This is a genomic window from Cellvibrio sp. UBA7671, assembly GCA_002483145.1.
GTDB lineage: Bacteria > Pseudomonadota > Gammaproteobacteria > Pseudomonadales > Cellvibrionaceae > Cellvibrio > Cellvibrio fibrivorans.
Window position 1 is genome coordinate 521,760 of sequence record DLHJ01000019.1, and the last position, 22,731, is coordinate 544,490.

The following is a 22,731-nucleotide window of genomic DNA, read 5'->3' on the forward strand; positions in this document are numbered from 1 at the left end:
TTCCCCATAAGACTGATTATCCCATATGGCAAAGGCAACTTAAGGAGCGCCTTTATGCGGTTGATTCTGCTGATAATAATGTTCTGTAGTGGCAACGGGTTGGCGCAAGTTGATGGCGCAGCAGAGGCTGAGTCCGTAATGGAAAATCATGCTGTCAATCTGGCAACCAATATTTCATCTGCGTTTACATCCGATTTACCTTCAGGCAACACACAAAATTTATTACCGCATCTGCAATGCATTTTTAAACAAATGCAGCGGGACTACAGCGTGCATGTAATACCCTGGCGCCGTGCGTATCAGGATGTAAAAAGTAATCGTATCGATGGTTTCTTCACTGCAGTCCCGATGCGTCAGGTTGATCCCTATGCCGTCTTATCATCGCCACTTGTATTGGAAAGCTGGTATTGGTTTTGGCGCGTCGATACCATTGCCCCTGAATCCTGGCGTGAAGGTTATAAACTGGGCTCAATATTAGGTAGCCAACAGGAAACCTGGTTGGGTGAGGCGGGTTATAAAGTGGATATGAGCGCGAATAATTTACCGCAATTAATCAAATTGTTACAAAGCAAGCGTATTGATGTCATTCTGGCTGACCGCGAACACTTTGTGCAGGCAGCCAAAGAATTAAAAATTGACGCCAATAATTTCCAGTCCCGTTTTTTTCGCTATGTTCCATTGGGTGTTTATTTCAACGAGCAATTCCTCAATCATAATCCAGATTTTTTAGCCCGTTTTAATCAGCTGATTACCGGTTGTGCTACAGCGCGTTTTTCGGTGTCTGATTACGAGCGTCAACAAATAAAAGAGCTGCTGATGCGCAAAATAGAGCGCTGGAAACGTTTGCCAAAATTGGAAGCGGTGCTAAAGGAACGTAACCTAAAAACCCGTCGTTTTAGTAAACAGGAAATCGCTGAGCGCGATAAAAAATGGGCGCAGGCCTTTATGCAGGATGATTTTTCCTATTCAATCGAGCTTGTAGATCAGGAATTATCTGCTCATTTGCGTGAAATAAAAAAACAATCGCAAGATGTTATCACTGAAATTATTGTCACCGACGCACGTGGATTAAATGTGGCAATCAGCGATATGACATCGGATTACTGGCAAGGTGACGAAGAAAAATTTACTGCCGTATTTTCCCAGCCTGGCAACACCATGCATTTTGGCGATATTAATTACGATGAATCCACCAAACGTTTCCAGCTACATTTGAGTGTCCCTCTTTATACCGAAGAGAAATTTGAGCCGCTAGGAGTAATGGTATTTGGGGTTGATGTAGAAAAGGTTTTATCTCAGGCACAGTGACCAATCTGGTGGATCTGGCTCCAGATAAAGATGCTGTTTGCTTATGAATAAAATTTCTTCAATGAAAATAAGGGCGCTGTGTGTTGGGGTTGAAGAGTGGAAATGCTTTACTTTTTAATGGCGCCTCACTTCTCATTTTAGATATTAATCGGTACAAGTTAGCGTTACTCCATTGCCATTAGATAAGATTGTATGACATTATGTCAGCGCAATCATTGATAAAGCTCTTGTGCTAATTCAGGGCTCATAATAATTAATCGATATCGGTTGGCTTTGTTCGGCATTTCCCATTGAGTAGTAGATGTAGGTTTGGACCTTCGCGTTCAGGGCTTGTGGCATCTGCTCGGCAAAAATATCGGTCTGGCGTTGGCAGTGTAACTTCCTTATGGCAGCTCTGTTGCCTGTGCTATTGAACCCGCCATAAATCCTGTGGCTGAAAAATGTTTGCGTATAGCAAAAAGTAGTGACGCACACTGCTGGATAGATCCAAATCTTTCAAACTGAATGGGTTATTCGTCTAAGCCTGAGTGGTTATTTCAAAAATGTTAACGTTTTACCGGAATGCTCTTGCTGCATTTGTTGCGATCCTGGTGCTCACCGCGCTGGTGGTCTACCTGGGGATTATGAAATCCAACGTAAATGCGTCCCTGTTTCCCGGGCGTGATGCCGATTTCCTTTGGGCTTCAGCAATAGAGCCTAAAAAGCCTGATGGCAAAACGCAATTAACACTAAAGAACGAAGTAGGTACGGTGGAATATGACTTTTTTCTGGACCCTGAAAAGCCTTTTCCGTATACCCATTACTCAATTTATTTCGTCGATCCGATCCAATCGTTTGTGCAAGCGGATCTGCGTCGCTTTTCGGAAATCTCTTTCAAAATCCAGTGTGACCCCAAAAATGTACTCATGTTAGTGCTATTCAGTTTTGACGACAAAGTGACTAATTTGAATAATATGGCGACTCGTCGTGTCTCTTCCACAGCGTTTTCTTGTGATAAAAATTGGTCGGAGATCACCATTAATCTGGCTGATCTGGATACGCCCCACTGGTGGTTAGGCCGTTACGGATATGAATTTAGCGATACCGGGTACCAACTGAATAAAACCATGGGGTTTGCCTGGGTCAATTCTTTACAAAGTCCACTCAATACACCGTCCCATGTGAAATTAACCGATGTGAAATTACTGGGTACGGATCATCGATATTTATATTCGGCAGCGGCGTTAAGCCTGATGTTATGGGTTGTATTTTTTGTGTGGTTGTTCCGCCGTTATGTGACCGTTTTGACGGTCGATATCAGGGAAAAGGTGAAGCAGGATCAGCCGTTAATGGCCTATAAAAAATTATCGATTGAGCCGCAAAAAGATAAAGAAAAAAGTGCGGTGTTGCGCTTTATGGCAACTGAATACGCTAATCCGGAATTGAGTCTGGAAATGGCGGCAGCGGAGTTAGGGGTCAATCGGACAAAAATTAATGACATACTAAAAGAGGAATTGGGTCTCACTTTTAGTACCTATTTAAATAAATTGCGCTTAACGGAAGCGGCGCGGCTGCTTTCAGAAAATGAAGAGGCAAACGTATCTGAAATTGCCTATTCAGTTGGCTACAACAATGTGTCTTACTTCAATAAATTATTTAAAACCGAATACGGATGTGTTCCCAAAACCTTCAAAGTTTTATATCCGCTTAAAGATCCCACCTGAAATTTTTAATAGTAAAAAATCTATTGGTTTCCAGTGAGTTTAACGGTTATTTTTTGCTGGATTCATAACAGTTAATTTTCCGCATAATAAATATTTTAAGCAATTTATCCGTGTAAACCTTCAGTGCCCGAGGTCAACGCCTCTGTCATTTTTGTATTTTGGTGGTAGCGAATCAGTTCTCATTTTGCAAGTTATCGCTTAAAACTGCATTAAAATAATCACAGCAACTCTTCAACTTTCTACAGTTTTATAAAAAACCTTTCAAAACTGCAATTTTTAATCCATGGGTTTCCTTAATCTCGCACCCAGCGAAGCTTGGATTGCCAGCAACATGCCTCGTGACCTATTCGAATAATACCGATTAAACCAAGGTCTAACCCCATGAACAAAAATGATAAAAAAAGCTGCTATAGCGCTTTGCTCCTGTCGATTGCCGGTGTCTGCTTTGCATGCTCACACGTATTGGCACAATCCGTTACGCTCAATCCGGCGACGGAATACCAAACTATTCGCGGTTTTGGTGGAATGAATGCTCCCGGTTGGATTGCCGATTTAACACCCGCACAAATTGATACCGCATATGGCAGTGAACAAGGGCAGTTGGGTTTGTCAATCATGCGTATGCGTATTGATCCCAATTCAGCCAATTGGCGCCAACAGGTTTCGGCGGCAGTTCGCGCACGGCAGCTCGGTGCAATTCTACTCGCAACTCCCTGGTCTCCTCCGGCTTTCATGAAGACCAATAACAGTTTGATTAATGGCGGTAAATTAAAACCGGAATATTACGATGAGTACGCCACGCACTTATTGGATTTCGCCAATTTCATGTCTACCAACGGCGCACCGCTTTATACAGTGTCGGTGCAAAACGAGCCCGACTGGCATCCGGATTATGAGTCTTGTGATTGGAGTGGCGATGATTTTGTAAGCTTTTTGAATTCGCAGGGCTCGCGCTTTGGTTCCAACTTGAAAGTTACGGTCGGTGAAGCTGTGGGCTTTGCAAAACGCTTTACCGATCCTGTTTTAAATAGCCCGACTGCTGTGCAACATGCCGACATTATTGCCGGGCACCTCTACGGCGCTGTGCCCCAGGATTATCCTTTGGCGCGTAGCAAGGGCAAGGAAGTGTGGATGACGGAGCATTACACCGACAGTAAAAGTGATGCGAATGTGTGGCCTTTAGCATTGGATGTGGGGACTGAGTTACATCAATCGATGGCGGCTAATTTTAACGCGTATATCTGGTGGTACATCCGTCGCTCTTATGGCTTGTTGAGCGAAAATGGTCAAGTGAGTAAGCGCGGCTACATCATGTCGCAATACGCGCGTTTTGTTCGCCCCGGCTACAAACGTATAGGCGCGACCGAAAAACCCTATTCCGATGTATTGGTAACGGCTTACAAAGGCCCGGACAATAAAATTGTAATGGTGGTTGTTAATAACGGCACCGGCTCGCGCAATTTGAATGTCAATTTACAAAATGGCAGCGTCGGCAACTTTGTTAAATACAGCACCTCTGACAGTTTAAATGTTGCCTACGGTGGAACTTATCAAGTCACCAACGGTGCCACCAGTTTTTATGTGGAACCAAAAAGTATCGCTACGTTTGTAAGCGAGGGCACCGCTGCCACTTCCTCCAGTTCATCCTCCAGAAGTTCTGTCGCGCCGAGTTCTATATCAAGAAGTTCCGTTGCCCCGAGTTCTGTGCCGCGCAGCTCAGTGGCCCCAAGTTCTACACCTCGCAGTTCAGTTGCATCAAGTTTCATTCGCTCTAGTAGCAGTTCATCTGTTGCAAATGGTAATGCAAATGCCAGTTGTAGTTATGTGGTGACCAATGATTGGGGTAGTGGTTATACCGCTGCTATTCGCATAAAAAATAACGGCACCAGTGCAATTAATAATTGGAATGTGAATTGGAGTTATAGCGACGGAACGCGCATTAGTAACAGTTGGAACGCCACTCTCTCCGGCACAAATCCTTATTCTGCAACCGGCTTGAGTTGGAATTCCAGTATCCAACCTGGCCAAACGGCTGAATTTGGTTTTCAGGGAATAAAAAATAATGGTGCAGCACAAGTCCCGGCTGTGACGGGCAGTGTTTGCAAATAACAACAGTTGATTTCGTTTAACCACCCCTGCTTTACCCGATCTTCGGATCGGGTGTTTTTAAACTTGCAGTACCACTACGACTTTTCCAATAACCATAAACGGAGATTTACACCATGCTTAAACCAAAATCCTCTCACACTATTCTTGCGCAGGTGCTGAAACGCACCTGTGGCTTGGTTGGTGTCAGTGCCGCCCTCGCGGTCTCGTCTCAGTCTGCGCTCGCAGCCTGTACTTATAACGTTGAAAGTGAATGGAGCAACGGTTTTGTTGCCAATATCACCATCAAAAATGATACAGGTGCGCCAATCAATAACTGGAGCGTAAATTGGGGTTACTCCAATAACCGCATCAGTGGAACCTGGAATGCGAATTTTTCTGGATCAAATCCTTACACCGCATCTAACGTTTCCTGGAACGGCAATATTCCCGTTGGGCAATCGGTCACCTTTGGTTTCCAAGGCAACAAAAACGGTGCAACTGCTGAGCGTCCTACTGTAAGTGGGGCTGCCTGTGGTGGTGGCGTTGCAAGCAGTGTTGCTGCGAGTTCTGCTCCGCGCTCCAGTGTCGCTCCCAGTTCAGTACCGCGCTCAAGCGTAGCACCAAGTTCGCAACCTGTTGTTTCAAGCCGCTCTTCTTCATCCAGCGGTTATACCGTGCCCGCCAATAACTTTGCGCAAAATGGCGGTGTTGAAAATGGTTTGACTAACTGGTCAACAACAGCCGGTACTGTTGCTCGCTCAACTGCGGATAAACGCAGTGGTTCTGCCAGCGCATTAATTACTGGTCGCACTGGCAGCTGGAACGGTTTGACTTTCGCTACAGGTTCACTGGTTAGCGGTAGCCAATATGATGTTGCTGTGTGGGTAAAACTTGCACCGGGTACTCCGGATAGCGTTGTGCAACTCACCGCAAAACGTCAGGAAGATAGCGACACTTCTACCTACAACGAATACACCCAAGTAGCGACTGCAACGGCATCGTCTACCGAGTGGCGTTTGCTGCAAGGTTATTACACACAATCAGGTTCGACTGCATTCCAACATTTCATCATCGAAGCAACTGATGCAACCATCAGCTACTACGCCGATGATTTTTCTATTGGTGGTCAAGCGCCTGCTTCCAGTTCTTCAAGCAGCTCATCACGTGCGTCAAGCAGTGCTCCAGCCGCTAAAAAATTCATTGGTAACATTACAACTTCCGGTGCAGTGAGATCGGATTTCAATCGTTACTGGAATCAAATTACCGGTGAAAATGAAGGTAAATGGGGTTCAGTTGAAGGTACCCGCGACGTTTATAACTGGGCACCGGTTGACCGCATTTATGCCTACGCGCGTGCAAATAATATCCCAGTAAAAGCACATACCTTTGTGTGGGGTGCGCAATCACCTTCATGGATTAATAATTTGAGCGCTGCCGATACTGCCGCTGAAATTGAAGAGTGGATTCGCGATTACTGCACCCGTTACCCGGACACTGCAATGATCGACGTAGTGAACGAAGCCGTTCCCGGTCACCAGCCAGCTGGCTATGCACAAAAAGCATTTGGTAATAACTGGATTCAACGTGTATTCCAATTGGCTCGCCAATATTGCCCTAACTCAATCTTGATTCTGAACGACTATAACAACATTCGTTGGCAGCACGAGCAGTTTATTACGCTCGCAAAAGCACAAGGAAACTACATCGATGCAGTTGGTCTGCAAGCGCATGAATTGAAGGGTATGACCGCAGCGCAAGTGAAAACCGCAATCGATAATATTTGGAATCAAGTAGGCAAGCCTATTTATATTTCTGAATACGATATCGGCGATACCAATGACCAAGTGCAACTGCAAAACTTCCAGGCGCATTTCCCTGTGTTCTGGGATCACCCGCACGTTAAAGGCATCACCATTTGGGGTTATGTGAATGGCAGAACCTGGATTGAAGGCTCCGGCTTGATTCAGGATAACGGCACTCCACGCCCTGCAATGACCTGGTTATTAAACAACTATATCAATAAGCAGTAATCAGTCCGTTTAACTTGCGATTCATAAAAAGGGATTTTTATGAATCGCAATAAAGTTCAAACACACCCCACCTTTAAAAAATAATTAGGGAGAATTCCCATGCGTGAAAATACTAACGCAAGCGTTCGCTATGCCGCGCAATTTGCCAAAATATCCGGCAGCTGTCTGGCCTTGCTGTTGGCGTGGAACGCCAATGCCAGTTGCCAATACCAAGTCACCAACCAATGGAATAATGGTTTTACGGCGGCGATCAAAATAACCAATAACACGACAACAGCAATCAATGGCTGGTCGGTCAATTGGCAGTACTCCAGTGATAACCGAATTAGCAATAGTTGGAATGCCAACGTCTCGGGTAGTAATCCTTATTCTGCAACTCAATTGAGTTGGAATGGCAGCATTTCTCCAAACCAAACAGTGGAGTTTGGTTTTCAGGGCACCAAAGGAGCAGCGAATGCAGAAATCCCCACCGTTAATGGTGCTCCCTGTGGTGGCGTAACGCCGGTATCTTCCGCGCGCTCATCGGTACGCCCATCTTCTGCGGCTGTGTCTTCCCTGCGCTCATCAACAACATCGGTTGCAGTGTCTTCGCTTGCATCCTCCGTTGTAATAGCAAGTTCAAAACCGGCCAGCAGTTTGGCGGCCTCATCAAAAAGTGTCAGCTCATCGTCTGCGGCAGGTTTGATTGAAGCAAGTAATCCAAATATTTGGGCGGATGTACCTGACCCATCGGTGATTCGCGTCGGCAATACCTATTACATGAGCAGCACCACTATGCACATGAGCCCTGGTGTACCGATCATGAAGTCCACCGATTTGGTGAATTGGTCGCTGGTGAATTACGCCTACAACACCTTGGATAATACCAACGCACTCAATTTGGAAAATGGTCAAAATGCCTATGGCAAAGGTTCCTGGGCGAGCAGTATTCGCCATGTGGATGGAATCTATTATGTCAGCACCTTTTCCTACACTACCAACAAAACTTATATCTACAAAACCACCAATATTGAGCGGGGTCCCTGGACAACGTCTGTGTTAAATGGGTTGTATCACGACTGTTCATTATTTTTTGAAAACGGTCGCGCATTTCTCGCGTACGGTATCGATGACATAAAAATTATCGAACTTACAGCGGATGCTTCTGCGATTAAATCCGGTGGTTTAAATCAAACGATTATTTCCAAATCCTCGGCGGTAGCGGGCACCAATTTTATTGTGCGCCCCGAGGGCACGCACCTGCAAAAAATCAATGGCCGCTATTACGTATCCTTGATCACCTGGCCGTCCGGAAAATCGCGCACGCAACTAATTTTCCGCGCAAACAATTTGACCGGGCCTTATGAAGGGCGTGTTGCCTTGCAAGACCAAGGTGTAGCCCAGGGTGGATTAATTGATACGCCTACCGGTAATTGGTACGCCTATTTATTCCGCGATTCCGGTGCAGTAGGGCGCATTCCTTATTTGGTTCCTGTGAGCTGGCAAGACGGTTGGCCGGTGATGGGCGTCGGTGGCAAGGTCCCACAAAAACTGGGCTTCACTGTAGAAAATAAAGGTCTGGCAGGAATTGTGACGAGCGATGAATTTAATCAGGGTGTGCAGAGTTCTTCTGTGTTGCCGTTGCAATGGCAATGGAATCACAACCCCGATAATTCTGCCTGGTCGCTGCTTGCTCGCCCCGGTTATTTGCGCCTGACAACGAAACGCACGGCGGGCAATTTTGAAGCCGCGCGCAACTCGCTTACCCAACGCACCTTTGGTCCGCAAAGTTCAGCGCGTATTGCACTGGAAACTGCGGCGATGAAAGACGGTGATTACGCCGGTTTAGGCGCATTGCAAACACGTTACGGGTTTGTAGGCGTTAATAAATCCAACGGTACCAAATCGATTGTGATGGTGGATACCACATCGGGTACACCGCAAGAAATTACACGCATAGGTTTGTTTCAGGATCGCGTGTATTTCCGCATCGATATGAATTTTGTCAACCAAACGGATCAAGCGAAATTTTATTACAGTCTGGATGGCAATAATTGGGTTGCAATCGGCAACACCCTGCGCATGACTTACGACCTCAAGCATTTTATGGGGTATAGATTTGCGCTGTTTAATTACGCTACCCAGTCTACGGGCGGTTATGTGGATTTTGACTACTATCGCATTAGCCCATAAAACGCGTCGAGTCAGTCCATAAAAATATCGGTTCGGTCAATAACAATATCTGATCACAATCAGAAATGCGGTCTAACAGAAAGTGTTTATGCAGTGCTTTCACTAGAGAACTTTTTACAAAGAACTTTTTTATAAAGAACTTTCGCAATTAACGGAGACTAATGATGAATAAGCAAAAAAACTCCGCCAGATTATTAGCGCAACTGGTTAAAAACCGTTGCGCGGTAATTGGCTTGGGTGCAAGCCTGTTGGCGATGACCAACCTGGCTTCAGCAGCCTGTACTTATACAATTGAAAGTGAGTGGAGCAACGGTTTTGTTGCCAATATCACCATCAAAAATGATACCGCTGCACCCATTAGTAATTGGAGTGTGAATTGGGGTTACTCTGCTAACCGTATCAGCGGTACCTGGAATGCAACCGTTTCCGGATCAAATCCCTACACCGCATCCAACGTTTCCTGGAATGGCAATATTGCCGTAGGCCAGTCAGTGTCCTTTGGTTTTCAGGGTGAAAAGAATGGCGGTGCGGCTGAGCGCCCAACCGTAAATGGAACTGCGTGTGGCGCGGCTGCGTCCTCTGTGCCTCGCTCCAGCGTTGCGCCTAGTTCAGTTGCCCGTTCCAGTGTTGCCCCCAGTTCTGTGCCGCGCTCAAGCGTCGCGCCCAGTTCACAACCCATTATTGCGAGCAGTCGTTCATCCTCGTCTGCAGGCTACACTGTTCCCGCAAATAATTTTGCGCAAAATGGTGGAGTCGAAAATGGTTTAACTAATTGGTCAACGACCGCTGCCACTATTGCTCGCTCAACTGCCGATAAACGCAGCGGTTCTGCCAGCGCATTAATTACTGGTCGCACAGGTAGTTGGAACGGTTTAACGTTCGCTACAGGTTCACTGGTTAACGGTAGCCAATACGATGTTGCCGTGTGGGTAAAACTCGCACCGGGTACACCGGACAGTGTTGTGCAACTCACCGCTAAACGTCAGGAAGATAGCGATACTTCTACCTACAACGAATACACCCAAGTAGCGACTGCAACGGCATCGTCTACCGAGTGGCGTTTGCTGCAAGGTTATTACACCCAATCAGGTTCGACTGCATTCCAACATTTCATTATCGAAGCAACTGATGCAAGCATCAGCTACTACGCCGATGATTTTTCTATTGGTGGTCAAGCGCCTGCTTCCAGTTCTTCGAGCAGTTCTTCGTCAAGCACACCGTCGCAAACCTGTGAATTAAAAGCACCACTGCAATGGACTTCTACCGGGCCATTGATTAGCCCGAAAAATGCAAACTGGAAATCCATTAAAGATCCTTCGGTGGTGAAATATAACGGCACTTACCATGTGTACGCGACCTACTACGACACAGCCTACAAATCGATGTACACCAGCTTCACCGATTGGAATAACGCTCAGGCTGCGCCACATATTTCCATGAACGGTACCACCGTCGGTAATACTGTTGCACCACAAGTGTTTTTCTTCCGTCCGCATAACAAGTGGTATTTGATTACCCAGTGGGGCGGTGCTTACTCAACGACTGATGATATTAGTAGACCTAACTGGTCTGCTAAAAAGAAATTGCTGCAAGGCGAACCTGCAAACTCGTTGGATTTCTGGGTGATTTGTAACGCTACTCACTGCTACTTGTATTTCTCGCGTGATGACGGCGTGCTCTACATGTCTAAAACCACCATCGGCAATTTCCCCAATTTCTCGGGTTATACCATCGTGATGGAAGATCATCGCGGCAATGGCAATCAGTATTTATTTGAAGCACCGAATGTGTACAAACTCGATGGTCAAAATAAATATTTGTTGATGGTTGAAGCATGGCCAAGTGGTCCACGCATGTTCCGCTCATGGACATCATCCAGTTTGGATGGCCCATGGACAGCACTTGCTGATACCGATGCGAATCCATTTGCAGGTAATCGCAACGTGGAATGGCCCGGTGGAAAATGGGCTAACGGCATCAGCCATGGTGAGTTGATTCGTTCAGGTTACGACGAGCGTCTGACTGTTGATCCTTGTAATTTGGAATTCCTTTATCAAGGCGAAGCAGGTCCTAGCCCAGACGGTAATTACAACACCATTCCATACAAACTGGGTTTGTTGCGTTTAAAGAAATAATGTTTGCGGCTACCCGGTAAGTTTTTCCCCGCTTTGGTAAACCCCAAAGCGGGGGTTCGGTTCCCACAAATACCGACAATGACTTTTTTTTAGTATTCATCAACGAACAACAATAACGATCAGAATAAAAAAATAAAAATTTACTATCGTCAGCCAACCCTACTTCGGTATCGCGAATTATTGTTCGGCACTCGCGATTTTCTAGTACCTTTTATGAAGGAATAAAACCATGAACGCATGTAAATCCAGCGCACATCAGCGGCTACAACATTTAAAACGACCACTTGTATTTCTCGGTATGGCGACTGCAATGGCTGCAGCGGCACAAACTGCATCGGCTGCTTGTACTTATCAAATCGATAACGAATGGAGCAATGGTTTCGTCGCCAGTATCCAAATAAAAAATGATACAGCGGCGCCAGTCAATAATTGGAGTGTGAATTGGCAGTACGCCAATAACCGTGTGACCAGTAGTTGGAATGCAAACCTGTCGGGCAGCAATCCTTACACTGCAACCAATGTCTCCTGGAATGGCAACATTGCCGCAGGGCAGACTGTGTCGTTCGGTTTTCAAGGGGTAAAAAATGGCGCTACCGCCGAGCGCCCGCAAATTAATGGCACTCTGTGTTCAGCCGCACCGGCAAGTTCAGCGGCAAGCAGCACACCTGTTGTAAGTTCTTCGCGCTCCAGCTCATCCGTTGCTGTTGTTTCATCATCAAGAATCAGTTCTTCCGTTGCATTAAGTTCATCATCACGCGTTGCTTCATCTGTTCCGACAGGTGCTCGTAACGCAATTACTGTGCGTGCACTTGGCACAACAGCGACTGAATCCATCACTCTCAGCGTAGGTGGTACTGAGGTACAGTCCTGGACGTTGAGCACCGTCATGAACAATTACACGGTAGAAACGGCTCTGGTTGGCGACGTGGTTGTGACCTTTGCCAATGATGATGGCGGCAATGCAGATGTACGTATCGATTACGTCAACGTTAACGGTGTAACCCGTCAAGCAGAAGCGCAGGCAGAAAATACTGGCGCTTGGGGGAATAACCGTTGCGGTGGTGGTGCGCCCAGCGAATGGTTGCATTGCGAAGGCTACATCAATTTCGGTAGCGTCACTGGCGAGCCTCGTTCAAGCAGTTCTGTCGCGTCGAGCACATCTTCGGTCTCTAGCAGTTCGTCATCTCGTGCCGGTTCTACTGGCTGTGGTGCCCCGGCTAAATTAACCAATGGCCGTCGTACCATCAGCGTTAACGGATTAAATCGCGAATACGTATTGGATATCCCGAGCAACTACAACCAGAACAATCCCTACAAGTTGGTCTTCGGTTGGCACTGGCGTGGTGGTAGTGCGAACGATGTTGTAGGTCAAGGCTACTACGGTATGAAAAGCCTCTCTAATAACACTGCGATTTTCGTGGCGCCTGATCGTGCCGCCGGCACCGACGGATGGACAAATGCCAATGGCCGCGACATAGCATTCTTGCAGTCAATGCTAACCCAATTGAAGTCATCCCTGTGTATCGACGAAAGCCGTATCTTCTCTACCGGTTGGAGTTACGGTGGCATGATGTCATTTGCAGTGGGCCGCGAGTTGCCAACCACTTTCCGTGCTATCGCGCCTGTATCAGGTGCCTTCTTGACGCCTCATGTGGATAGCGGTTCAGCGACTGCGGCCTGGATTGCGCACGGCAATAACGACACTGTGGTAAGCCAAAGCTCTGGTGCTCAAGCCCGCGATGCTTATGTCAGAGCTAACGGTTGCTCTAACACGACTGTGCCGGTGCAGCCATCTCCCTGTGTGGAGTACCAAAACTGTGCAGCAGGTAAACCTGTTGTCTGGTGTTCGTTCAACGGTGGGCATTCCCAGCCTTCATTCTATAGCTCTGGAGCATGGAACTTCTTTAATCGGTTCTAATTGCCGTGAGGCGAAGGCAACAGTGATATAAATAGCGCTCTTATTTATTAGTCAATTTTAACGTTGTTTTGTTTGTCCCTCAGGTTTGCCCGGCCAATGCGCCGGGCTTTTTTTTGCCATTTTTTTTGAGGTGCGTGAATGGGTAGGGTGGTAATAAGGTGTAATTTTGGTTGGCGCTTACTTGTGGGATAGTCTTTAATTGGCTACGACTTGAAGAGCGTCTGAATATCGCAAAAGTGCCCTACATGACCAGTAGTACCATCAAGGTAGGTTGCCGGTGAGTTTACGAACCGCAACAGTTTGAAGGACAGTAACGTGCCCAAAGCGGAAGTTCATGCGAGAGCTGTTAATAGATATCTTAATAAATAAAGTAAGCCTACGAAAATCATCAGCTAAAAAAGAAGAAAAATATGGCCGGAGTAAAAGATAGCATGATTCAGTCCGCTGAATCTCTCGCTGACGCTTTGGGAATCACTCCCGAGGAGCTAGATATACTGCACTATGAGATAGATACTGAAGAGTCTTCCGATGGCCTTATATACTACTATCGCTTGGAGTTTTCAGAAGAGTGTCCATTACATATTTTGGATAAAATATTAGGACTAGAAGATGGGAGAGTTGTTCGAGTAAATCCAGCTGTATTTGACTATGAGCGCTACGACTATGAAGAACGATTCAATGCGGTAACTGACAACAATTCACCTTTTGATCATTTTTCCAATGAGTTAGCCTGCCTTAAAAAGCTAATCGAACTTCCTGTCAGTCCTGATATTGAACCCATTCTCTACAGGCAAATATTTATTAGCACAATTGGGTTGATGGAGACGTTTTTATCAGACACCTTTATTAACCAAACAATGGATGAAGACATCTATTTTAGAAACTTTATAGCAACTCATCCCGAGTTTGGAAAAAGAAAATTTGAGTTGAGAGATATTTTCAAAGAATCTGAGAAGTTGAAGGATTCCGCAAAAATAGTGATGCTTGATATGATCTATCATAAATTGCCCGAGGTTCGTGAGATGTATCGCTCGACATTTGAAATGGACTTTCCGTCTATTAAAACGATGTTTGGATATGTAAGGGATCGACATGATTTGGTTCATCGCAGCGGTAAAAGAAAAGATGGTTCACTACTGGTAATCGAAAAATCATCTTTGTTAATAATGATCAGTGATACGGAGTCTTTTATCGATAGCGTCGCAAAAAACATGTCCGACTCCTACATTAACTTAATATTTTGATTTTTTGATTTGGCGATTCAATTTGGCTGCTAGTTGAGCAACCATTACAAAAAAACTATTAATTACCAACCTCTGCTCTTGGCCGCTATGCGATGTAATTGACTCAATAAACAATTCCACGTATCAAGGCCGACTCCGTTGTGCCCAAAGCGGGCATTAAACCTCAAGACAAAGTCGATGCAACTATCTGACTATTGCGTATAATTTTTACGAACCATAAAAAGATTTTGTCATTCTAAAGGAAAATGCACAAATGCTTGATAAATACATCAGCACTAAAAAAGCTTTAGTTGAAGCACTGAGAGATATTGATATCAAAGTGGCAGCACTAACAGGAACGTGGGGAACAGGAAAAACATACCTTTGGAACGAGGCTAAAAGTGAAATTGATGCGGATCTACCCGTCCATAAGAAATCAGTGTATATATCCATTTTTGGTGTAAAAACAATTAACGAGCTTAAGGGTAGAATCGGTCAAAATATCTATTTTGATGTTTCTTCAAAATACAAAAATCCTGTAAGAGAGATGGGTAAGATTCTTTCAGATTTTATTGAAAAATGGACTGACTATTCGTTAACAGATTCAGCTTTAAATCTCGCGCTCCCAAAATTGCTCAGTGATAGATTGGTGGTTATCGATGACATTGAGAGAAAGCATGCATCACTAGAGATTGATGAGCTGCTAGGTTTTCTAGATGAATACTCTGAGCTTCACAACGTAAAATTCTTACTTATTCTCAATGATGACAAATTATTGGGGAAAAAAGTTTGGTCAGAGATGCATGAAAAAGTTATAGATGTTGAAATAAAACATAAGCCAACTTCAGAAGAATGTTTTGAAATGGTATTCGCTCGCGATAACTGTGAAAACTTACAGGAAGTGAAAAAATCAATTGGCGTTTTAAAGATCAATAATATCCGTGTAATTGGGCGAATTCTTAAAATTGTTAAATGCGTGGAAAGAGTGGTCGGTGAAAGTAACAAATCAAATCCGGCTTGGGTTGCTTCTACTGCTTTGCTAACTGCTTGTCATTATAAGGTTCTGCAAAATGAACCTCCATTTGAATTTATAAAAAATTACAATCCATATGCAAAACATTTACAAGCGAGGGATGACAAAACGGATTCAAAAGAACTTGATTGGGAAGAACTGCTTAACGAGTTAGGGTTTTATCATGCAGATGATTTTGAGGATGTCATGTATGATTATATAGACACAGGGCACTTAAATGAATCTCGACTAATTGAAGTTTTTAGGCAGTATAGCTTTACTGAGCAGGCAGAGCGACTGCGTATTAAGCTTCGCGATTTCTATAAAAACTATTATTGGAATAGAAATTTCGACACTAAGCTCCTTTTAGAGGAGGTTGCTTATTTTACTGAAATGATCGATCAGCTAAATCCAAACCAGGTCTCATCACTGGCTGCTATAGCCAAAGAGTTTGGCAATAACAGCCTAGAGAATAAATTGCTGGATGCTTGGTTAAATGTTGCTGATAATTGGTCGGAGCCACAGAGAATTACTCAACGTGAATTAAATTCAATAGCTGAAGAAATACACCCTAGAGTAAGAGATAAGTTACAGCTTTTGCTAGAAAGACATCAGACATCTTTAATTCTGTCAGAGGCAGTAAGTCGAATATACGAGGATGATGCCTGGGGTGATGATGAATTGAGATCCTTAAAAAACTCTACAATTGAACAATATTTTCAGACTTTAAATGAACTAAATGGTGATGAGCTTTGTGATTTTGTTACTCAGCATCTCAAGTGGATGCGGCATGGTGTGCCTCATAAAGACATTCAATATGGTTTAAAAAACTTTATTCATGCAAGCAGAAAAATATTGGAACCGGATTATGTCGGTAGACTACAGTTTATATTGACTAGAGCAATTAATGAATATGCGTTAATGGAAAATTTTGAGAGTGTGTAAATGCCCGTATAGATATTTTCACGAAAGGTGCGTCAAGTACTTAGCGCTTAGGTTAAGAAGCGGTGCTCGACTTACACTAATCGCCAGGGTCTGCTATTGGCCGATGCTGTTGAAAAACTATTTCTCGTGAGTTGAAAATAGAAACAATCATACGCTACGTGAATTTGAGAATTTTAATGCTGCTCAACTCAGTCAGAATTCGCGTAGCAACACGAAAAATAGCGAATTTTTATCTTTGTAGACACGCACAAAGAGTTGGAATTAGTTTTTCAACAGCATCGGCCGAAAGGAGTTGATGAAAGCAACAGCGTCCTGCTTGCAGTCAGCAGGGTTACAATCAATTGATTACAAAATTATGGGAGTTTAAATGGAGTTTCTAAAGGAAGTCCCCAAAGAGGTTTGGTATGCAACTGTTGATTTGATTAACAAGCTTCTTTATCCAGTTACAGCAACTACTGTTGGTGTTGGAAAATTGATAGAGCATAAATTTTCAACCTTAACCGAAATTCACAAAATAATTGCCAAAAAAACTTTAGAAGAAGCTTCAGAAAAAATATCCAAATTAAAGATATCCAACTTCAATAATGTTGTAGTAAAACCACAAATTATTTATATCGTTTTAGAAAACGTAGACAGCCAAAGCGATGATTTTATGAGGTCGCTTTGGGCGAATGTAACGGCAAGAGAACTAACTGAAGGGAGTGTGCACCCAGAGATTGCTAGATTGTTTTCGAAGCTTACAGCCCCAGACTTAATGGTATTAAGTGAGTTGTATTCTCAGCATTCCTCTATCACTAAGTTATTGCTAAAAGCTTTAGCTTCGGCATACACCTTGGGCATATCTCGTGATCCAAAATCTTTTCACCATGTCTATTTAGCAGATTTAGGCCTGATAGATGATGTGTCTGGAAAGTGGTTCGTTACAACAAAGGGCAAAGAGTTGATTCGTTGCATCGGTGAGGTTGAGAAAGCTGCCAGCGCAGCGACCATGTCGTAGTTGATTTGCATAGCAAGATTAATATGCGACCTAGTTCTTCCTATGTCTTCTCTTGGCCGTTATGCGATGTAATTGACTCGATCCACAATTCCATGTATCCAGACCGACGCAGTTGTGCCCAAAGCAGACTTTCAATGTCTAAGTTGGGCTAGACATTGAGATATACAATTCTTTTCTATAACGTACATATATGAGAAAAAGTAGCGACTCAATGAGCTGGAGGCGAGACGAAGGAGAAAGAGCCGGATTAATTCTTGAGTGCGATAATAAAAAATTATTCTGTATGTGAGCCGAAATGAGAGTCAGGCGCACGTATAAACTATAAAACTATCTGGAGCCACTAATTCAATTGGACACCATTATTAATTCAAACTTCATGGAAGTAATTCTTACAAAAAGTAAAACTACTCCTTGTCTAATGCCATTGTTTCATGTTTGCACAAGTTATGCTTTCAGATCAATTTTTAATGACCTTAGGCTGGATACAAAACCATGCAAGGTATTTAATGAGCCATTACTATATTTTTTTTACGGAAAGCCCGCTTATAGAATAAAAGAAGGAAGCGAAGTTGGAGATGCAAGTATGTTTCCTGTGTGCTGGGGGATAGATGCAAATAGCATAGAAGATATAGTTAGGATATATCCTTTTGATTCTGGGTCGTTCGATGGAATTATTTCACAAAAAATTGCAGATCATTTCAAACTGGATAATTTTAAGCTTGACAATAACCTTGAAACAATTCAAAAGTTTATCTCTTTCTTTTACGAAACAAATAATAATTATTTTAAGGGAGCGCCCTCTCTGGATAACGCATCCATTCCTCCTCAAGCATACGAGCTGCAAACATTGCTGCGCTTGGCGGAAGATCGTGACAAAAAACTTGATGATCGAGCTAACACTATTGAAATTCAAATAAACAAACCAACCAATATTGGAATTAAGGATATAAAAATACTCGGAATACCCGCCCCTCTATTGAATGATCCAGCAGTGGCAAATTTTTTAGATGACAATGATGTTAATTTTTTCACCTATGATTTGCATAAGTTTTCACCAAGCGAAATGAATAGCGTATTTTATTCAAAAGCCAAAGAACTATATCTAGTAGAGGGGATTATTAGTAATGAGTAAATATAAGCTCTACGGTTTTTATGAGCCCACGACTCCCAAACCATTTTTCTCTGTTCCAATTTTTGAAAATAATGGAATCTTTTTTGTTCAAGTAATTGAAGATGAAAAAATTAATTCTTTTGAAAAGGTTGGTGGTTCAGAGATATCCGTTTTTGAATGTGGAAGAGAAAACTATTTTGAGGAGGGTGATGAGGCGCTCTATGCAGTGTCAGATAAATTTAATGAATCAACTTTATTGTCGAAGAGCAAGCTCAAGCCATATTTGAAAGGTAAGATTGGTTCATATATAGACGCGCCATTTTTCTATCGAGCCGTTAGTGAATTTTGTAATCATGTTATTCCTGAGTTCTATTCCTGCAAGTTTGAGAAGGATTTTTTAGCACGACAAATAATTTCAAATCATATATCTGAATACGTAAAAGTAAAGAACATAACATTAGAAAAGAAAGCGAAGAAGTATCAGCCAGGCCTTTACTTTCGATCGTCAATTCAGGCTTCGGCTCCAGAGGTTTTTATAACTACAGAAGAGCTAGAGAATCCGTCTTTAGAAAAAATTTATTGCAACTTTATAACCTATGCTGTAGACAATAGCAAAAGCCTCAGGAAAAACAAGGCAGTTCTTGATGCTTTAAATATTTCAAAAGAAATACTCCCGAAAATCAGTAACAACCATAACGATGCCATTGATCTTGTTTACAAAGAATTAATACATCTGCTGAGCAAAAAAATCGAACCTGAAAAAAAAATAGAACAGAAGAAGACAGCTTGGTTATCTAAGCCGGAAAGAAAGATGCTGACAAATAGCCTCAATAATAAATTTTTAAATAACGAATCAGTAACGTCTGACAGCTTATCTCTCATTATTTATATAACATCAAGATTTATTCAGGAAGTCAAAGTGGAAGATAAATCATAAGGAAGTAGTTAAAAACCTGTTTAAGGAATGGTTTGAAATGGCTCTATAGGGCGTATCTTTACTAACATCCGCTCTTGGCGTTATACGATGTAATTTACCTGATCCAAATTTCAATCTATCCAGACTGACTCAGTTGTGTCCGAAGCGGAAGTTGGAAGCATTCAAGAATGCTATATTCTCCGGTACAATTTGTGATTGTTTTTAAACTATTATTAGCTGAATACTATTATTGATCTAGGTCTTTAAATAAACTTCATGCTATGAAAATGAATTTATATTGTGGTTTTCATCGAAAAAGTAATTCACAAAACTACAACTTACAAACTGCCACCTAGCTCGGCTATAAGCAATGGAAGAATTATGAGTAGACCGACAATACCCGCAGAAATCAAGCGAGCAGTATTAGTCGAGGCTGGGCACCGTTGTGCCATACCTCGCTGCGGCCAAACCGAATTGGATATCCATCATATTATTCCCTGGGAAACCTGCCAGGCTCATGAATATCAAAATTTAATTGCATTGTGTCCGATATGTCACCGGCGTGCACATAATGGTGAAATTGACCGTAAGTCTCTTCAGCAATATAAAGAAAACCTAGCAACCAAATTTTACAAAAATGATTCAGGTAGTTTCGAAGCCGAAGTTGTGGAAATAAGAAGGCGCCTTGCTGAAGAAAACGATGAAATTCCGGGCTACACATTTCAATTTGATTTTCCAGATTTTCAAACGGCTGTTGAGAGGATTGCATCTAGGAATATAGAAGCATGGGGCTATGAATTACTTACCGAATTTAGGGAAATGCAAGATGACTATGTCGACTATGAGCGCGATGAAAGTGACCCCGAGATAGGTGGACGCCTCCCCAAAAGTACTCTAGTAGGAACTTATGATGTATTGAGGCGAGACCCTAAGATTATTAGTGTTCGATACAATATTTTTCGATATTACACTGGAGCAGCACACGGAGGCAGGACTACTCGTGTACAGAATTTTATAATTCGTCCGTTCCGTCCGATCACTATAGAAACATTGGTAGGTGCCAAAAATAGCCTCACTAATTTTGCAGATTTTATCAGGCAAAGGCTTTCAATGGAAAAACAATATGACCCAGATTGGCTTGCAACGGGAACAGCTCCAGAATTTGTAAACTTCTCCATTTTTAACATAGAGAGGTATTGCATTTTGTTTACTTTTTCTGAATATCAAATCGATTGTTTTGCTGCTGGAGAGCAGCACCTTAGGCTGAGTTTTCATGAGCTTAAAAGCGTATGTGATAGCGATGTAATTAACGAGCTTGAGGCATATGACTTATAACAAACCTATTCACATTTCAATGTCCGCTGTTGGCCGTTAACTGACTTTAAATAGCATCGTTTATACGCTCTACGGGTGCCTTCTAAATTATCGACGATTTACACCAGAGCAAACCTGCGAGTTAAGAGGGACAGCTTATGAAATGTGTTAGGAAATTATGAAAATCACCATTTTCGCTTTGTTGCTGTTTAGTTCTTTTAGTTGGGCTTCTGAATATTCCGAAGATCAGCTTGCCGACCTAAAAAGTAGCTGGCTTTTAAATGAACCAAAATCCTATAGCTATACACTGCGACATGGTGGCGTTTTCGGCTACACGATTGAAAAAATAACTTTTCGTAAAGGCACCTGTACTGCGCGCGCTCAAAGTGTATATGGCAAAAAGCAGCCTTGGAAAAAAAGCAAATGTGAAGGGCATAGGATTCATGAACTAATTTCATCCGTACAAAAGCAAGAGCGTGAAGGAGTGTTCCAATCTGAAATCAAATTAAACCCTGAATATAAATTCATATCCCACTATTCAGTAGAGCCTAAAACTGAATTTACTGATCAATATTGGTATTTTGAGATTTTGAATTTTAAGGCTAAATAAAACCTAACAATTATTGCGACTCGCGCGCGGATACTTTCAATCTGCAATCGAAAGCAATGTCATGTTGCGGTTCGTTCCTCACCAGCAACCTACGGTAAGTGCGAATCTTGGGCTTGCCATCGAATTTTGCGGTGATGAAATAAAGTCCGGTTAACATTACCAAATCAGGAAATTAGGGTGATATAAATATGGCAACTCATTCAACTCCCGGAGTTTATGTTGATGAACTTAACGCTTTTCCTAGTTCTGTTGTCCCCGTAGCTACCGCCATCCCGGCGTTTATTGGTTATACACCGAAAGCAGAATTTCAGGGCGAGTCTTACCACAATAAACCGCAAAAAATAAATTCGTTTGCGGAATTCCAGGCAATTTTTATGCTGGATAATCCCGCACCTCCAGCGGATGCAGCTAAACAATATAATCCTGAATATTATCTGATTGCTCAACAAGCTATGCCAACCAGAGGGGATTATATGACGTTGGCCGGCACTTATTATTCCATTCTGCCGGATCCCAGTACTATTTATTATTTGTACAACAGTGTGCGTTTGTTTTATCAAAACGGAGGCGGTGCTGCGTACATAGTTTCGGTGGGTGGTTATGGCCCTGCCAATAAAAAACCATTGGCTGATCCTGCTGTGCAGGTGGTTAACCCCAACGTTACATTAACTGACTTACAAACGGGTTTGGCACTTCTGCAAAATGAGCCCGAGCCGACAATGTATATCTGCCCGGAGGCAACGTTATTATCGATTGCTGACAATGGCACCTTGATGCAAAGCATGTTGTTACAAGCGCAAACTATGCAAACAGCAGTGTGCATATTTGATGTGATTGGCGGAGCTTGCCCTGACCCTATTTTGTATACCAATGACATTCAGGCATTTCGTAACAACACGGGTAATTCCGGCTTGAGTTATGGTGTGAGTTATTATCCGTTTATCTGCACAACTGTTATGCAGCCAAGCGATATTGACTTTACCAATTTATTTGGCGGGGATACCAAACAGCTTGAACCCTTGTTGAATCCACCGAGTGCACCTAACCCGGTTGCTGCGCAAATTCTCGCAACAATTCAGGCTCCGCCACCTAATCCAATGTCCAATAGCCAGTTACAGGCCGCATTGCTTGCCTCCAGCCAAACTTACAACCAAATTGTTAATCACGTGTTGAGCAACGCCAACATTTTACCTTCCAGCGGCGCAATGGCCGGTGTTTATACCCTTAACGAAACTGTAGAAAAACGCGT

At 43.2% G+C, this 22,731-nt stretch carries 14 protein-coding genes and 1 pseudogene; all 15 read left to right on the plus strand.

Features of this window, described 5'->3' with window-relative positions; genetic code table 11:
• Positions 1 to 54 precede the first annotated feature (54 nt).
• Complete coding sequence (locus tag B4E62_RS21275; protein ID WP_331353466.1) at positions 55 to 1,308, plus strand: hypothetical protein; 1,254 nt, start codon at positions 55 to 57, stop codon at positions 1,306 to 1,308.
• Between the two features lie 542 nt (positions 1,309 to 1,850).
• The gene (locus B4E62_RS21280) at positions 1,851 to 3,011 is read left to right on the plus strand and encodes an AraC family transcriptional regulator (protein WP_310073555.1); all 1,161 of its coding nucleotides are present in this window, start codon (positions 1,851 to 1,853) and stop codon (positions 3,009 to 3,011) included.
• Between the two features lie 381 nt (positions 3,012 to 3,392).
• Complete coding sequence (locus B4E62_RS21285; RefSeq protein WP_310073557.1) at positions 3,393 to 5,120, plus strand: cellulose binding domain-containing protein; 1,728 nt, start codon at positions 3,393 to 3,395, stop codon at positions 5,118 to 5,120.
• Between the two features lie 113 nt (positions 5,121 to 5,233).
• Positions 5,234 to 7,129 (plus strand): endo-1,4-beta-xylanase, encoded by a 1,896-nt coding sequence (locus B4E62_RS21290; RefSeq protein WP_331353467.1) that lies wholly within the window; start codon positions 5,234 to 5,236, stop codon positions 7,127 to 7,129.
• A gap of 99 nt (positions 7,130 to 7,228) precedes the next feature.
• Positions 7,229 to 9,301 (plus strand): family 43 glycosylhydrolase, encoded by a 2,073-nt coding sequence (locus B4E62_RS21295; protein ID WP_331353468.1) that lies wholly within the window; start codon positions 7,229 to 7,231, stop codon positions 9,299 to 9,301.
• A gap of 161 nt (positions 9,302 to 9,462) precedes the next feature.
• Entirely contained in the window at positions 9,463 to 11,436 is a 1,974-nt protein-coding gene (locus B4E62_RS21300) for a non-reducing end alpha-L-arabinofuranosidase family hydrolase (protein ID WP_331353469.1), read from the plus strand.
• Positions 11,437 to 11,665: 229 nt separating this feature from the next.
• Complete coding sequence (locus tag B4E62_RS21305; protein WP_331353470.1) at positions 11,666 to 13,354, plus strand: cellulose binding domain-containing protein; 1,689 nt, start codon at positions 11,666 to 11,668, stop codon at positions 13,352 to 13,354.
• A gap of 410 nt (positions 13,355 to 13,764) precedes the next feature.
• Entirely contained in the window at positions 13,765 to 14,598 is an 834-nt protein-coding gene (locus tag B4E62_RS21310; RefSeq protein ID WP_331353471.1) for a hypothetical protein, read from the plus strand.
• A gap of 253 nt (positions 14,599 to 14,851) precedes the next feature.
• Entirely contained in the window at positions 14,852 to 16,534 is a 1,683-nt protein-coding gene (locus B4E62_RS21315; RefSeq protein ID WP_331353472.1) for a P-loop NTPase fold protein, read from the plus strand.
• Positions 16,535 to 16,901: 367 nt separating this feature from the next.
• Positions 16,902 to 17,531 carry a hypothetical protein gene (locus B4E62_RS21320; RefSeq protein WP_331353473.1) on the plus strand — a complete coding sequence of 210 codons (630 nt, stop codon included), beginning with the start codon at positions 16,902 to 16,904 and terminating at the stop codon, positions 17,529 to 17,531.
• 349 nt (positions 17,532 to 17,880) lie between these two features.
• Positions 17,881 to 18,663, plus strand: a complete 783-nt coding sequence (locus B4E62_RS21325) for a hypothetical protein (protein WP_331353474.1) — start codon at positions 17,881 to 17,883, stop codon at positions 18,661 to 18,663.
• Complete coding sequence (locus B4E62_RS21330) at positions 18,656 to 19,579, plus strand: hypothetical protein (protein ID WP_331353475.1); 924 nt, start codon at positions 18,656 to 18,658, stop codon at positions 19,577 to 19,579. The genes B4E62_RS21325 and B4E62_RS21330 overlap by 8 nt, the downstream gene beginning before the upstream one ends.
• A gap of 360 nt (positions 19,580 to 19,939) precedes the next feature.
• A complete protein-coding gene (locus B4E62_RS21335) occupies positions 19,940 to 20,893 on the plus strand; it encodes an HNH endonuclease (RefSeq protein WP_331353476.1) in 954 nt (317 codons plus the stop codon).
• A 157-nt stretch (positions 20,894 to 21,050) separates the two neighbouring features.
• Complete coding sequence (locus B4E62_RS21340; protein ID WP_331353477.1) at positions 21,051 to 21,482, plus strand: hypothetical protein; 432 nt, start codon at positions 21,051 to 21,053, stop codon at positions 21,480 to 21,482.
• Between the two features lie 188 nt (positions 21,483 to 21,670).
• A pseudogene (locus B4E62_RS21345) lies at positions 21,671 to 22,731 on the plus strand (hypothetical protein); the annotation flags it as partial.

What these genes read in the sequence shown, in the direction of transcription:
- B4E62_RS21340 (WP_331353477.1), top strand. Translation starts at nt 21,051, where the DNA reads ATGAAAATCACCATTTTCGCTTTGTTGCTGTTTAGTTCTTTTAGTTGG.
- B4E62_RS21335 (WP_331353476.1), top strand. Translation starts at nt 19,940, where the DNA reads ATGAGTAGACCGACAATACCCGCAGAAATCAAGCGAGCAGTATTAGTC.
- B4E62_RS21300 (WP_331353469.1), top strand. Translation starts at nt 9,463, where the DNA reads ATGATGAATAAGCAAAAAAACTCCGCCAGATTATTAGCGCAACTGGTT.
- B4E62_RS21285 (WP_310073557.1), top strand. Translation starts at nt 3,393, where the DNA reads ATGAACAAAAATGATAAAAAAAGCTGCTATAGCGCTTTGCTCCTGTCG.
- B4E62_RS21305 (WP_331353470.1), top strand. Translation starts at nt 11,666, where the DNA reads ATGAACGCATGTAAATCCAGCGCACATCAGCGGCTACAACATTTAAAA.
- B4E62_RS21295 (WP_331353468.1), top strand. Translation starts at nt 7,229, where the DNA reads ATGCGTGAAAATACTAACGCAAGCGTTCGCTATGCCGCGCAATTTGCC.
- B4E62_RS21320 (WP_331353473.1), top strand. Translation starts at nt 16,902, where the DNA reads ATGGAGTTTCTAAAGGAAGTCCCCAAAGAGGTTTGGTATGCAACTGTT.
- B4E62_RS21310 (WP_331353471.1), top strand. Translation starts at nt 13,765, where the DNA reads ATGGCCGGAGTAAAAGATAGCATGATTCAGTCCGCTGAATCTCTCGCT.
- B4E62_RS21280 (WP_310073555.1), top strand. Translation starts at nt 1,851, where the DNA reads ATGTTAACGTTTTACCGGAATGCTCTTGCTGCATTTGTTGCGATCCTG.
- B4E62_RS21275 (WP_331353466.1), top strand. Translation starts at nt 55, where the DNA reads ATGCGGTTGATTCTGCTGATAATAATGTTCTGTAGTGGCAACGGGTTG.
- B4E62_RS21330 (WP_331353475.1), top strand. Translation starts at nt 18,656, where the DNA reads ATGAGTAAATATAAGCTCTACGGTTTTTATGAGCCCACGACTCCCAAA.
- B4E62_RS21315 (WP_331353472.1), top strand. Translation starts at nt 14,852, where the DNA reads ATGCTTGATAAATACATCAGCACTAAAAAAGCTTTAGTTGAAGCACTG.
- B4E62_RS21290 (WP_331353467.1), top strand. Translation starts at nt 5,234, where the DNA reads ATGCTTAAACCAAAATCCTCTCACACTATTCTTGCGCAGGTGCTGAAA.